This is a genomic window from Burkholderia lata (assembly GCF_902499335.1).
Lineage (GTDB): Bacteria > Pseudomonadota > Gammaproteobacteria > Burkholderiales > Burkholderiaceae > Burkholderia > Burkholderia lata_B.
Genome location: NZ_CABVQK010000018.1, coordinates 104938 through 117441 on the forward strand (window position 1 = coordinate 104938; position 12504 = coordinate 117441).

The following is a 12504-nucleotide window of genomic DNA, read 5'->3' on the forward strand; positions in this document are numbered from 1 at the left end:
TTATATGGATCGGATCGAACTTGAATTGTACTTGAACAATACCCTTGAAACCGCGCGCTTCAAGGACTATTGCCCGAATGGCCTCCAGGTCGAGGGGCGTCGCAAGATCGAGAAGATCGCCACCGGCGTGACGGCATCGGTCGCGTTTCTCGAAGCCGCGCTCGAATGGGGGGCAGATGCCGTGCTCGTCCATCACGGCTATTTCTGGCGCAACGAGCCGCCGCAGATCACGGGCCGCAAGTACCAGCGCCTGAAGCTGCTGCTCGCGAACGACCTGAACCTGTTCGCGTTCCACCTGCCGCTCGACGCGCATCCCGAATTCGGCAACAACGCGCAGCTCGGCGAGCGGCTCGGACTGATCGGCGAGCAGCGTTTCGGCGAAGGCGACCTCGGCTGGATGGCGACGCTGCCGATGCCCGTCACGCTCGAGCACTTCGTCGCGAAGGTCGAGCGCACGCTCGGCCGCACGCCGCTCGTGCTCGGCGATCTGGACATGCAGCTGCGCCGCATCGCGTGGTGCACGGGCGCCGCGCAAAGCTATTTCGACGCGGCGATCGACGCCGGCGCGGACGTGTTCCTGACTGGCGAGGTGTCCGAATACGTGACGCACACGGCCGCCGAGAGCGGTGTCGCGTTCGTTGCGGCAGGGCACCATGCGACCGAGCGATACGGAATCCAGGCACTTGGCGCCCACTTGTCCGAAGAATTCGATATCGAACACCTTTTTATCGATATCCATAACCCGGTCTGAATGCCGGATTTGCGGCAGTGCATCGAAATTTCGCAATGTAGCGGATGCTTAAAAGTGAAATGATTTAATCGCTCCGATAGTGGGGGAAAACCCTTAACTATCAATCACTTCGAAGGGATTTTCATCTCCGGGCCTTGTAAATGGCGGCTCCATTCGAGCAAACTAGCGGCGGAATGGAAAGTCGTGACGGAAAATCCAACTCAGAAGTGGGGCGTGTGATGCGAGACAAGGAAGAGAAACGCGTCGACAGCGGCCGCCGTACCTGGCTGATTGCGACATCCGTAGCAGGTGGCGTGGGAGGCGTAGCCACCGTCATACCTTTCGCGGCGTCGCTTGCGCCGTCCGCGAAAGCGAAAGCGGCCGGTGCACCGGTCGAAGTCGACATCAGCGGGCTGAAGCCCGGTGAAATGGTGACCGTGCCATGGCGCGGCAAGCCGGTGTGGATCCTGAACCGCACCGACTCGATGCTGGCCGATGTGGTCAAGGCCGACAAGGAAGTGGCCGATCCGACCTCTGAAAAGCCCTATACGATGCCGTTGCCCGCGTATTGCGCGAACGAATATCGCTCGCGGGCTGATCGCAAGAACATTCTCGTCGTGATGGCCGTGTGTACGCACCTCGGCTGCACGCCAAGCCAACGCTTCACGCCGGGTCCGCAGCCGAACCTGCCGGACGACTGGCCGGGCGGTTTCCTCTGCCCGTGCCATGGTTCGACCTACGACCTCGCCGGCCGTGTGTTCAAGAACAAACCGGCGCCTCAGAATCTCGACATCCCGCCCTACATGTTCACGTCGGCAACGACCCTCGTGATCGGCAAGGACGAGAAAGGAGAAGCGTGATGGCCGACAACAAGGAAGTCTCCACGACAGGTCTCACCGGCTGGATCGATCAGCGCTTCCCGCTCACGTCCACCTGGAAGAAGCACGTTTCCGAGTACTACGCGCCGAAGAACTTCAACTTCTGGTACTTCTTCGGCTCCCTCGCGCTGCTGGTGCTCGTCAACCAGATCGTCACGGGCATCTTCCTGACGATGAACTACAAGCCCGATTCGACGCTCGCGTTCGCGTCGGTCGAGTACATCATGCGCGAGGTGCCGTGGGGCTGGCTGATCCGCTACATGCACTCCACGGGCGCGTCGATGTTCTTCGTGGTCGTCTACCTGCACATGTTCCGCGGGCTGCTCTACGGGTCGTACCGCAAGCCGCGCGAACTCGTGTGGATCTTCGGCTGCGCGATCTTCCTGTGCCTGATGGCCGAGGCATTCTTCGGCTACCTGCTGCCATGGGGCCAGATGTCGTTCTGGGGCGCGCAGGTGATCGTGAACCTGTTCTCGGCGATCCCGTTCGTCGGCCCTGACCTGTCGCTTTGGATTCGCGGCGACTACGTCGTGTCGGACGTCACGCTGAACCGCTTCTTCGCGTTCCACGTGATCGCGATTCCGCTCGTGCTGGTCGGCCTCGTGATCGCGCACCTCGTCGCGCTGCACGAAGTGGGCTCGAACAACCCGGACGGCATCGAGATCAAGGCGAAAAAGGACGAGAACGGCATTCCGCTCGACGGCATCCCGTTCCACCCGTATTACTCGGTGCACGATTTCCTCGGCGTGTGCGGGTTCCTGATGGTGTTCGCGCTGATCATCTTCTTCTCGCCGGAGATGGGCGGCTACTTCCTCGAGGCGAACAACTTCGTCCCGGCGAACCCGCTGCAGACGCCGCCCGAGATCGCGCCGGTCTGGTACTTCACCGCGTTCTACGCGATGCTGCGTGCGACCACCGACCCGTTCAAGATCGTGCTGATGCTCGTGATCGCGCTGCTCGGCGTGCTCGCGCTGATTCGCGCGCGCGGCAAGTGGAAAGTGGGCCTGCCGGTGCTGGCCGCGGCGATCGTCGTGTTCATGTACCTGACGGAGTCGAAGTTCTGGGGTGTCGTCGTGATGGGTTCGGCGGTGGTCACGTTGTTCTTCCTGCCGTGGCTCGACCGCAGCCCGGTGAAGTCGATCCGCTACCGGCCGCTGTTCCACAAGGTGTTCCTCGGGATCTTCGTCGTGGCGTTCCTGACCCTCGGGTTCCTCGGCACGCGGCCGCCATCGCCGGCCTCGACGTTGATCGCGCAGGCCTGCGCGCTGATCTACTTCGCGTTCTTCCTCGGCATGCCCGTCTGGACGCCGCTTGGCACGTTCAAGCAGCCGCCGGAGCGGGTGCGCTTCAAGCCCCATTAACGTGAGCGAGGAGAGAACGACATGAAGAAACTGCTTTCGACACTCGCGCTGATCGGGGTGACCGCGTGTGCGCTGCTGGTGGCGCCGGCGGTTCGGGCGGAAGGTAATTTTCCGCTCGACCGGGCGCCCGATAACACGGAAAATCTCGTTTCGCTTCAGCACGGCGCGCAATTGTTTGTAAACTATTGCCTGAACTGCCACAGCGCGAACCTGATGCGCTACAACCGTCTGACGGATCTGGGCATATCCCAGAAGGAGATCGAAAAGAATCTCCTGTTCACGACCGACAAGGTCGGCAACACGATGTCCGTTGCGATGCGGCCCGAAGACGCGAAGAACTGGCTCGGCACCTCGCCGCCCGACCTGTCGGTCGAGGAGCGCGCGCGCGGCCGCGACTGGCTGTATACGTATCTGCGGAGCTTCTACCGCGACGATACGCGGCCGAGCGGCTGGAACAACGCGGTGTTCGAGAACGTCGGCATGCCCCATGTACTGTGGCAGTTGCAGGGGCAGCGCACCGCCAAATTCGAAGACAAGACGGACGAGGAGACGGGCGAGAAGGTCCATACGCTCGTCGGCTTCCAGCAGGTCACACCGGGGACACTGTCCGCGGTGGATTATGATTCTGCGGTTGCCGACCTGGTGGCGTACATGACCTGGATGTCCGAGCCGGCTCAGCAGACCCGCAAACGCCTCGGCGTATGGGTGCTGATCTTTCTCGGTGTCCTGACTTTCCTGGCCTGGCGGCTCAATGCCGCGTACTGGAAAGATATCAAGTAATCACGCCTGACCGGCGTGGGGCCGGCGCAAGGTGGAACTCCGGAAGGGGTTCGCCGCGTGCCGGCCCTCGGCTTTTTTGAGGAAACGCAAACATGATGGTTCTGTATTCCGGCACAACTTGCCCGTTCTCCCAGCGTTGCCGGCTGGTGCTGTTCGAGAAGGGCATGGACTTCGAAATCCGTGACGTCGACCTGTTCAACAAGCCGGAAGACATTTCGGTGATGAACCCGTACGGTCAAGTGCCGATCCTGGTCGAGCGCGACCTGATCCTGTACGAATCGAACATCATCAACGAGTACATCGACGAGCGCTTCCCGCATCCGCAACTGATGCCGGCCGACCCCGTGCAGCGCGCACGTGCACGCCTGTTCCTGCTCAACTTCGAGAAGGAACTGTTCGTCCACGTCAGCACGCTCGAGAACGAGAAGGGCAAGGCAGCGGAGAAGAACCACGAGAAGGCACGCCTCGCGATCCGCGATCGCCTGACGCAGCTCGCGCCGATCTTCGTGAAGAACAAGTACATGCTCGGCGAAGAATTCTCGATGCTCGACGTCGCGATCGCGCCGCTGCTGTGGCGTCTGGATCACTACGGCATCGAACTGTCGAAGAACGCCGCGCCGCTGATGAAGTACGCCGAGCGGATCTTCAGCCGTCCGGCATACATCGAAGCACTGACGCCGTCCGAAAAGGTCATGCGTCGTTGATGGTGCAATGAGTGCATGACGGAGAGGGCGGCGCGGCGTGCCGCGCCCCCGCTCCGGGTTCGAGGATTGTGATGCAAGAGATTTCAACGAAGCCTTATCTGCTGCGCGCGCTGTATGAGTGGTGCACGGATAACGGTTACACGCCGCATATCGCGGTGAGGGTCGACAACTCGACGCGCGTGCCGCGTCAGTTCGTGCGTGACGGCGAGATCGTGCTCAACATCAGCTTCGAGGCGACGAGCCAGTTGCAGATGGGTAACGAGTGGATCGAGTTCACGGCCCGGTTCTCCGGGAAGGCGCACAAGATCGAGATTCCGGTGGCCAACGTGCTCGCGATCTATGCGCGCGAGAACGGGCAGGGCATGGCGTTCCAGGTCGATGCGGTCGCGGGCGAAGGCGCGGATTCGGGCGCGTTCGACGAAGATGCAGCGCAGGCGGATGACGCGCAGCGCGACGAGTCGCCTGCTGCATTGACGCCGGTTGCCGATAGCGGCGCGAACGAGGAGCCTTCCGAAGGCGCGGAAGAGCCGCCAAAAACCGACGGCGATGGCGACGGTTCAAAAGGTGGCAGCAGACCCCGCCTCAAGATCGTGAAATGAGGTAGAATCTCGCGCTACGCCGGCTTAGCTCATCTGGTAGAGCAGTTGATTTGTAATCATCAGGTGGCGGGTTCGAGTCCTGCAGCCGGCACCATATTGAACGAAGGGCCGGGAGGTTTTCCTCCCGGCCCTTCGTCGTTTCAGCGTTCACATTCCCAGCCGGCGGAGCGTCGTTTGTTCCGAGCTGCGGGCGGGCAGGTGGCACGGTCCGTCGTATCGGCGTCGATTCGTCGAGTGAATCTCCATGCCAAGAACAATCGAATGATCGGGCCGGAAATCTGGGCAGGAGCGAAAGTGGCTTCTGCGCTGCAGTTGCTAGCCGGCAGGATGCGCGGCACTGCGATTGCCGCGGTGATCTGCGATTCGGGGTTGTAGCATCTGTCGATGGATCTCCGGAACGGATGATTGCGTGCAGGCGGCTGATTTCACGAGAGTCAACTGCACCTGCTGGTCACGTTTCGAAACAAAGGGCTGCGCGATGTTCGCGCAGCCCTTTTTCGTATTCAAGACCCATTTGACCGGGACTCGTCCTGAATATATATCCTGGATGCCTTTTCGGGAGCGCATTTGCGGATGTTTCATCTGATGCCTTTGCGAATTTTTAAATTATCGACAAGGTGAAGCATGGTCAATCTCGATATTGTTTCGTAGATGGGTTGTCGCGATGGGTATCATGTGCACGTCGAGTGTTTTCGCTGGACTTATGCTTCGTGATGAATTGAATGCGGAAGGCTGGATGAAGCGAATTTTGATAGTGCCGTCCCGGGTAGCAATGATGGCGTTTGTGGCGTCATCCATCATGGTGGTGACGCCCGCGCAAGCAATTGCCGCGACGCAGACGGATGCGACTGCTTTGAATACTAGCGAAAGTGTTGCACCGTTCGTAGCGCAAGTCGTCGGACTCGAGTGGCTCAACCCATTGCAGCGGCGCGACTATTCAACGCAATGGCAGATTCTCTGGACAATGGGGCTTGCTAAACCCAATAAAAACGACGACATGGTTCGGACGGATCCGAAGTCGTTCACGACACTTCAGTCAGTTGCTGGGGTGGCATATGGCAATCAAGGAACTGAAACCTTCAAAGGCTTCTATCACAAATACGTCCGTAAAGTGCTCGGACTGTTCGGTGATCGCTATGTGATGAACGCCAAGTATTTCTACACGGTCAAGTCCAAGAATAAGGATGACTGGCGTGAGCTGGCAGGCATCCGTGTCGAGTTTGCCGTGCCGGATAGATTGGACGCCGGTGAGGCTCAGACCTATCTGCAACAGAGCATCATCAGTGAGTTCAACATCGGGAATAAATATTTCCTGGATCTCTGGAGCAAAAACACGCCCCCCGACGTCCACGTCAACCAGGGCGGCGCAAACGCCGGCTTCACGTCGCTGAACCGCGCACTGGAGTACCTGCAGGCGAACCCGGACAAGAGCGCGTGGGTGATGAACTGGGACGCGCCGAGCTTCCCGCCGAAGGACGCGCAGATCAACGAGAACATGGTGGTGCTGTTTCTCGTCGGGCCGAACTTCAAGACGGAGCGCGAACCGCTGGCGTGGATCGGCCGAGCGGCGACGGGTAACGTCAGGGACTACGAGGCGAAGGCCGGCACCACGCGTGCGGTGCAGGCGTGGAAAGCCACGATCGACAGCGCGGCGCGCAATGCGGGCGTGACGGTGCCGTCGCTGAACTTCGTGGTGCATGACGCGGGCCGCGGCGGCGAGGCGGCGTCGGAGCGGATCGGCGCGTTGTCGCAGACGTTGACGGAAGTGCTACCGGACTACAACTTCAGCAAGCAGACGTTCAATACGCCGGCGCTGCTGGGCCCGATGGGTGCCGGTACGGCATTGACGGACGTGGTGCTGGCGATTGGGCGGGCGAATCACCTTGGCGAGAAGGTGCTGGTGGCGGGGACGACGGATGCGCAGCATCCGACGGCGGTGGTGGTGGTGCCGCCGTCGAAAGTCACGGCGATCGATCCGGACAAGGACTGGTTCCGCGCGCGGGGCGAGAACAATGCGTATCTGCCGTGGTGGGGTCGTCGCCACGACACCGACTACGGCATGCAGGGCTATTCCTACTGACCGGACTACCGACCATGCGAGGAATCATTCGAGTGGGCGACGTCCATAGCCACGGTGGCTATGTCGAAACGGGTGCGTCAAACAGCGATGTCATGGGGCGTGCGCCTGCACGTGTCGGCGACCGCTGCACGTGCCCGCTACATGGGCCGTGCGTAGTCGTCGAAGGCGATGGACAGTTCGACATCGAGGGGGCGCATGCGGCGTTCGAAGGTCACAAGACATCATGTGGCGCCGTGCTGATTTCATCGTTGCCCACGTCGGGGCGCTCGTGATTCGAACCACTCGGGCAATCGCGTCGAGGTGACGCAGGGGGCGACACGGTTTCCCGCCACACTTTCCAGCGAAGGGCTGCGCGATGCTTGCGCAGCCCTTCGTCATTTCCGGGCCGGTTTTCAGTTGGCCGACTGCGCCTGCGCCCCCGCACTCATCTGCACCACATGCGCGGCGCGGAGCGTATCGCCGAACATCTTCCCCATCGCCGCACCGCACTTCTTCGCGAGACTTTCGGAATCGAGACACGTCTCCCCATCGGCGCGCGCCTTGTAGATCGACTTGATCGTGTAGCGGGTACCGTCGGGCTTGTCGCCGGTTGCCGGGACAAGGGCTGTTGTCACCTTCGATACCTCCATTTGCCACGTCGCACTGATGGGCGTGCCGTGACGCGCCGTCGCGGACTCCGTGAACAGGCGGATCGTGTGACTCGGCCTCATGGCCTGCAGTGCCGCCGGGACCGGGTTCACGAACTTCATCTCGTCCAGTTCGACGATTTTCGTCGGCACACCGGCGAGTGCAGCCTGGATGCCATCACCCAGTCCGGCGAGATACGCACGCCCTTCGCTGCCGAACGCAGGCCCGTCGAATGCTTTGCCGTCCACGACGACCAGGATCGCGGTCGCTTCTGTCGGCGCGATGCCCGCAGTGTTTTCGCCGATGAGATTGGGCGTGGCGACGCAGCCGCTTACGAGCGCTGCAACCGCGCATGTTGTCAATCCACGCAGTGTTTTCATTGTTTTCATGGCGGGCCAGTGGCGGAGAGCGTCGTGCCGACTCGAGGCAATGCAGTCGTGCGCAACGTGATCGCGTGATTGTGTTGGATGTGGGGTGGTTTGCCAACGCATCGTCCACGATCTGTCAGAACGCAATCGTGTCGCCCGGGCCGCAAGCAAACGCCGATCACATCTGCCTGAACAACCCCGCATACGCACGACTGACCGGCAGCATCTCCCGCTGCCCATGCACGCGAATCCGCAGCCTTCCCAGCAAGTCACGCTCAACACGATCGATCGCTGCGTACGCAACGATCACGCCGCGATGCACCTGCGCGAAACGCTCCGGATCAAGCCGCTGCATCAGTTCCTTCAGCGGCGTGCGAATCACGAGCCGTTCGCCGGCCGTGACGACTTCCGTGTATTTCTCCGACGCCTGGAAGTACAGCACGTCGTCGACCGACACGAGCCGCGTCGCATCCTTCACGCCTACCGTCAGCCAGCGGATCGGTGCCGCCTCTCTCGCTTGCGCCGCCTCCGCGAGCGCATCGGCCTGCGCGAGCGCCGGCCCGCCGCGCTGCAGCTTCGCGATACAGCGCAGCAATCGCTCGTCCGTCACCGGTTTCAGCAGGTAATCGACCGCCGCACGATCGAACGCGTCGACCGCATATTCGTCGTAGGCCGTGACGAACACGACATGCACGTCAGGCGCCAGCGCAGCGAGCTTCAACCCGTCGATGCCGGGCATACGGATGTCGAGAAACGCGATGTCCGGTCGCGGCGATGCATTCAGCGCGGCCAGCGTTTCGATGCCGTTGCGCGGCATCGCGACGATGTCCAGTTCGGGCCAGAGCTGGCCCAGCCGCTGCGCGAGCGAGGCGGACAGGTTCGGTTCGTCGTCGGCGATGAGGGCGGTCGGCATGTCAGTCGATCGGAATCAGCAGGGTGGCGGTGACGCCATGCGCGGCGGCGGCGTTCGTCTCGACGCGGACGCGGCCGCGCTCGCCGTGCAGCGTCCGGATGCGCGCCGCGACGTTGGCGAGCCCGACGCCGCCGTGCAGGCGCGTGTCGCCTTTGCCGAGGCCGACGCCCGTATCGATCACGTTCAGTTCGAGGCTGTCGCCGCGCATCCTGCCGCGAATCACGATCACGCCGCCGTCGATCGACGGCTCGATGCCGTGCAGCAGCGCATTTTCGACGAGCGGTTGCAGCAGCAGTGGCGAGAACGGCAGCGCATGCAGATCCTCCGGCACGTCGATCGCATACGAAAGCCGTTCGCCGAGCCGGATCGACGCGATCTTCAGCAACGCTTCGACGAGTTCGAGCTCGTCGCCGAGCGTCGACGTCGCATCGCGCGTGCGTCGCAGGCTCGCACGCAGGTAACGGTTCAGGCTGTCGAGCATCGTCGATGCGCGCGCCGGATCGCGCTCGATCAGGCTCTGCACGTTCGCGAGCGTATTGAACAGGAAGTGCGGCTCGATCTGCGCCTGCAGCAGCGCCAGGCGCGCAGCCGTTTCGGCCTGGCGCGCTTCGGCGGCTTCGCGGCGCTCGGTCTCGAGCGTCGCACGCATGCGCATGGACTGCAGGAACAGCGACACGCACACGAACAGGATCGCCGAGATGAGAAACGACGGCCCGTAGTTGTCCCACGTTCCGATGCGGGCGCGCCCGAATATGTGTGGCACGTTCCCGCTCGTGAGCGCCGCTGAGATCTCGAAGCCGATGAGCACGCTGGCCGGTGCGATCACGACGGTCTTCAGCACGAGCCCCGGCTTGCGCGGCAGCAGGCGGTCGGCGGCATAGCTGAACAGCAGCGCGCAGAAACCGATCGCGTTGGAGACGACGAGGTAGGACGCCAGCGGTTCGTTGAAATGGAGGGCCCAGAAACCCAGCCCGACGACCGAGTTGAAGCACGCGAACGCGAGCAGCGCGGCCGGATCGCGCAGCAGCCGCGGCGGGGCGCCGGCGGGCGGCTGCTGAAGCGGCGAAGGGTCGGACGTGGCTCGCATGGTGTCGGGTGAGAGAGGGGCGCAATGCGCCGATGGCCTGACCTTATCGCCGGTCGGGCCGATTGCGTGCGCGTTGCGACGAACGGCGCGCGGCTTCGACGAAGCGCTTCGGCGGCCGACGGTTGGCCGGTTACAGTTACGAGTGTAGTGGACGGGACAACGGAAGAACACGGGGCGTTGCCGGTTGCGCGCCGAGCGCGAAGCGCCGGCTGGCGCGGTGAAGGCGGCCCTTTCGGTTCGGAAGTCGCCGGCCGCCGGGTTCGATGGCGTGTCAGTCGTCCCGATTCGCGACACGATCGTCGTCGCGACGCGCAACTCGTCCGCGAATTTCCGCCTCCCGTCGCAAGCCCCGCCGCCTGCCGGGATCGCGCAGTACGGTGTTGCCGTGTCCACTCCGATCAGGCGACTCCGACCATGTCCCCGCTCCTTCACCTGAAGTCCTATGTGTACGTCATGTTTTGCGTGCTGCTCTATATCGGCATCAAGCGCTGCTTCCCGCGCGAGGTGCCGGCTGCGCGACCGCTGATCTCGCCGGTCGCGTTCGGGATGCTCGGCATCGTCAGCCTGAATGGACGCTTTCCGCATGCGGGTATCGACGCGAATGCGATCGCGCTGGCGGCGGTCCTCGCCGGCGCGGCGCTGGGCTGGCTGCACGCGAGCCGGTGGCGGCTCGCGTACCGTCAGGCCCCCTCCGGCTTGCGCGTGCGCCTGCCCGGCGACGCGAGCCTGCTCGTCACGCTGATGCTGACGTTCGTCGCCGAAACCTGCATCCATTACGCGGTCGCCGTGCACGCGCCGTGGGCGGCGACGAGCGGCTTCGCGATGCTGTCGTTCGCGGTATGGGGCGTGCTTGTCGGGATGACGCTCGGGCGTGCGGTGAACGTGGTCGTGCGCTGCATGCGCCACGCGAGCGGATCGGGGCGTGGGGGTTTCCCTTATTCGGCCCATTCGCGATGACGGGCACGAAACAGCCGGCGAGCAGGTAACCGACGGCCAGACAGGCGATCCGACCCGTCTTCGTCAATCGTCGGGGCATTGAGCCGAAACGGCGTGTGACGCGCACCGATTTGCGCCCCGTTTTCCTGTCACGGTCACGTCACGGTGCGCCCATAACGTTGCACGTTCCCGTCGCGGCGGCACCGCCGGATTCGGGACGTGCGCAACCCGCTCGCGACGACGTGCCCCCGTCGCAGGCGGGCCGGCCGGGATCTCGCTCCCGGCGGCGCGGCGGTCATGCATCGCGCCATTTCATTCGAAAATACGATCGACGACGGTTCGAACCGGACCGCGGACGATCAGGAGACAGGGACCATGCTGAGCCCGCATGAATTCTCGCTGCTGTTGCGCATTGCGCGTGCGCCGGACAGCGTCGATCCGTCGAATCCGGCCTTTGCCGTGCTGGTCGAGAAGCGGCTGGTCGACGATACGCAGGTGCGCCTGAACGCCGTGGCCGCGCGCCCGGCGCTGACACCGATCGGCCAGATGCTGCTGGCGCGCTTCGACGAAGCGGCCTGAAGGGGCGCGTCACGCCCTCATCGAAACGAAGGGCGTGACGCGTTGAAGCGCCGGGCCGTTTACTGCGCGACCGGCACGGTCACGTCGCTGCCGAACCAGTGCATCGAGATCTTCTTCAGCGTGCCGTCCTTGCGCAGCGAATCGAGGGCGTCGTTGACCGCCTTCTCGAACTTCGGGTTGCCCTTGCGGAACGGGATCGCCATTTCCTGCTTGCCGCCGTTCAGCACTGCGCCCGCGCGCAGCGGCAGGTTCGACGTCTTGATCATGTACGGCAACATCAGGCGATCGTCGAGCGTCGCCTCGATCCGGCCCGCGGCGAGATCGCGCAGTTTCTCCGGCGCGCCCGGATACGTCTGCACCTCGATACCCGGCACGGTGCGCGCCATCTGGTCGTAGTTGGTGCCGAGCGTCACGCCGAGCTTCTTGCCCTTGAATTCGTCGAGCGACTTGAAGTTGCGCGTGTCGTCCTTGCGCTGGATCAGCTGCGCGGCCGAGTACGTGTACGGCTCGCTGAAGTCGAGCGCTTCCTTGCGTTGCGGCGTGATCGTGACCTGGTTGACGATCACGTCGAACTTGCCGGCCTGCAGGCCCGCGATGATGCCGCTCCATTCGGTCGGAATGAACTGCGTCTTCACGCCGAGCTTGCCGGCGACGGCATTCGCGACGTCGACGTCGAAGCCCTCGAGCTGGCCCGATGTGCCGCGCGAGTTGAACGGCGGATACGTGCCTTCGAGGCCGACGCGCAGCACGCCGGCTTTCTTGACCGAATCGAGCAGGTCGTCCGCCTGCGCGGCGACTGCCGTGAAACCAAGGGCCGACGCGAGCAGCAGGCCCGACAGCAGGAACTTCGAACGTTTCATCG

General features: G+C 63.1%; 14 protein-coding genes and 1 tRNA gene. 11 read left to right on the forward strand and 4 right to left on the reverse strand.

Annotated elements, in window-relative coordinates:
• Positions 1-4: 4 nt before the first annotated feature.
• The 9 genes from BCO18175_RS34565 (at position 5) to BCO18175_RS34605 (ending at position 7404) form a co-directional block, all read left to right on the forward strand.
• Positions 5-751: a Nif3-like dinuclear metal center hexameric protein gene (locus BCO18175_RS34565; protein WP_043191752.1), complete on the forward strand. Its 747-nt coding sequence runs from the start codon at positions 5-7 to the stop codon at positions 749-751.
• 218 nt (positions 752-969) lie between these two features.
• Positions 970-1590, forward strand: a complete 621-nt coding sequence (gene petA / locus BCO18175_RS34570) for a ubiquinol-cytochrome c reductase iron-sulfur subunit (RefSeq protein ID WP_057924755.1) — start codon at positions 970-972, stop codon at positions 1588-1590.
• Complete coding sequence (locus BCO18175_RS34575) at positions 1587-2969, forward strand: cytochrome b N-terminal domain-containing protein (RefSeq protein ID WP_174918444.1); 1383 nt, start codon at positions 1587-1589, stop codon at positions 2967-2969. The genes petA and BCO18175_RS34575 overlap by 4 nt, the downstream gene beginning before the upstream one ends.
• Before the next feature lie 21 nt (positions 2970-2990).
• Entirely contained in the window at positions 2991-3749 is a 759-nt protein-coding gene (locus BCO18175_RS34580; protein WP_174987498.1) for a cytochrome c1, read from the forward strand.
• Between the two features lie 92 nt (positions 3750-3841).
• Complete coding sequence (locus BCO18175_RS34585) at positions 3842-4453, forward strand: glutathione S-transferase N-terminal domain-containing protein (protein ID WP_006400565.1); 612 nt, start codon at positions 3842-3844, stop codon at positions 4451-4453.
• A 71-nt stretch (positions 4454-4524) separates the two neighbouring features.
• Positions 4525-5052, forward strand: coding sequence for a ClpXP protease specificity-enhancing factor (locus BCO18175_RS34590; protein ID WP_174987501.1), 528 nt, complete (start codon positions 4525-4527; stop codon positions 5050-5052).
• Between the two features lie 18 nt (positions 5053-5070).
• Positions 5071-5146: transfer RNA gene (locus BCO18175_RS34595), tRNA-Thr, on the forward strand.
• Positions 5147-5788: 642 nt separating this feature from the next.
• Complete coding sequence (locus BCO18175_RS34600; protein WP_174987503.1) at positions 5789-7132, forward strand: virulence factor; 1344 nt, start codon at positions 5789-5791, stop codon at positions 7130-7132.
• Between the two features lie 14 nt (positions 7133-7146).
• The gene (locus BCO18175_RS34605; RefSeq protein ID WP_080741844.1) at positions 7147-7404 is read left to right on the forward strand and encodes a PAAR domain-containing protein; all 258 of its coding nucleotides are present in this window, start codon (positions 7147-7149) and stop codon (positions 7402-7404) included.
• 120 nt (positions 7405-7524) lie between these two features.
• Here BCO18175_RS34605 and BCO18175_RS34610 read toward each other — a convergent pair whose 3' ends face one another.
• The 3 genes from BCO18175_RS34610 to BCO18175_RS34620 all read right to left on the reverse strand — a co-directional run bounded on the left by BCO18175_RS34610 (position 7525) and on the right by BCO18175_RS34620 (position 10127).
• Entirely contained in the window at positions 7525-8139 is a 615-nt protein-coding gene (locus BCO18175_RS34610) for a hypothetical protein (RefSeq protein WP_174987506.1), read from the reverse strand.
• A 166-nt stretch (positions 8140-8305) separates the two neighbouring features.
• On the reverse strand, positions 8306-9040 hold the full coding sequence (locus BCO18175_RS34615) for a LytR/AlgR family response regulator transcription factor (RefSeq protein ID WP_174917430.1): 735 nt from the start codon (positions 9038-9040) through the stop codon (positions 8306-8308).
• A gap of 1 nt (position 9041) precedes the next feature.
• Entirely contained in the window at positions 9042-10127 is a 1086-nt protein-coding gene (locus BCO18175_RS34620; protein ID WP_174987509.1) for a sensor histidine kinase, read from the reverse strand.
• 414 nt (positions 10128-10541) lie between these two features.
• Between BCO18175_RS34620 and BCO18175_RS34625 the strand changes: the two genes are divergently transcribed.
• On the forward strand, positions 10542-11084 hold the full coding sequence (locus BCO18175_RS34625; protein WP_174987512.1) for a DUF6622 family protein: 543 nt from the start codon (positions 10542-10544) through the stop codon (positions 11082-11084).
• A gap of 354 nt (positions 11085-11438) precedes the next feature.
• Positions 11439-11642: a hypothetical protein gene (locus tag BCO18175_RS34630; RefSeq protein ID WP_085042962.1), complete on the forward strand. Its 204-nt coding sequence runs from the start codon at positions 11439-11441 to the stop codon at positions 11640-11642.
• 59 nt (positions 11643-11701) lie between these two features.
• Here BCO18175_RS34630 and BCO18175_RS34635 read toward each other — a convergent pair whose 3' ends face one another.
• Positions 11702-12502 (reverse strand): transporter substrate-binding domain-containing protein, encoded by an 801-nt coding sequence (locus BCO18175_RS34635; protein WP_174987515.1) that lies wholly within the window; start codon positions 12500-12502, stop codon positions 11702-11704.
• Positions 12503-12504 lie beyond the last annotated feature (2 nt).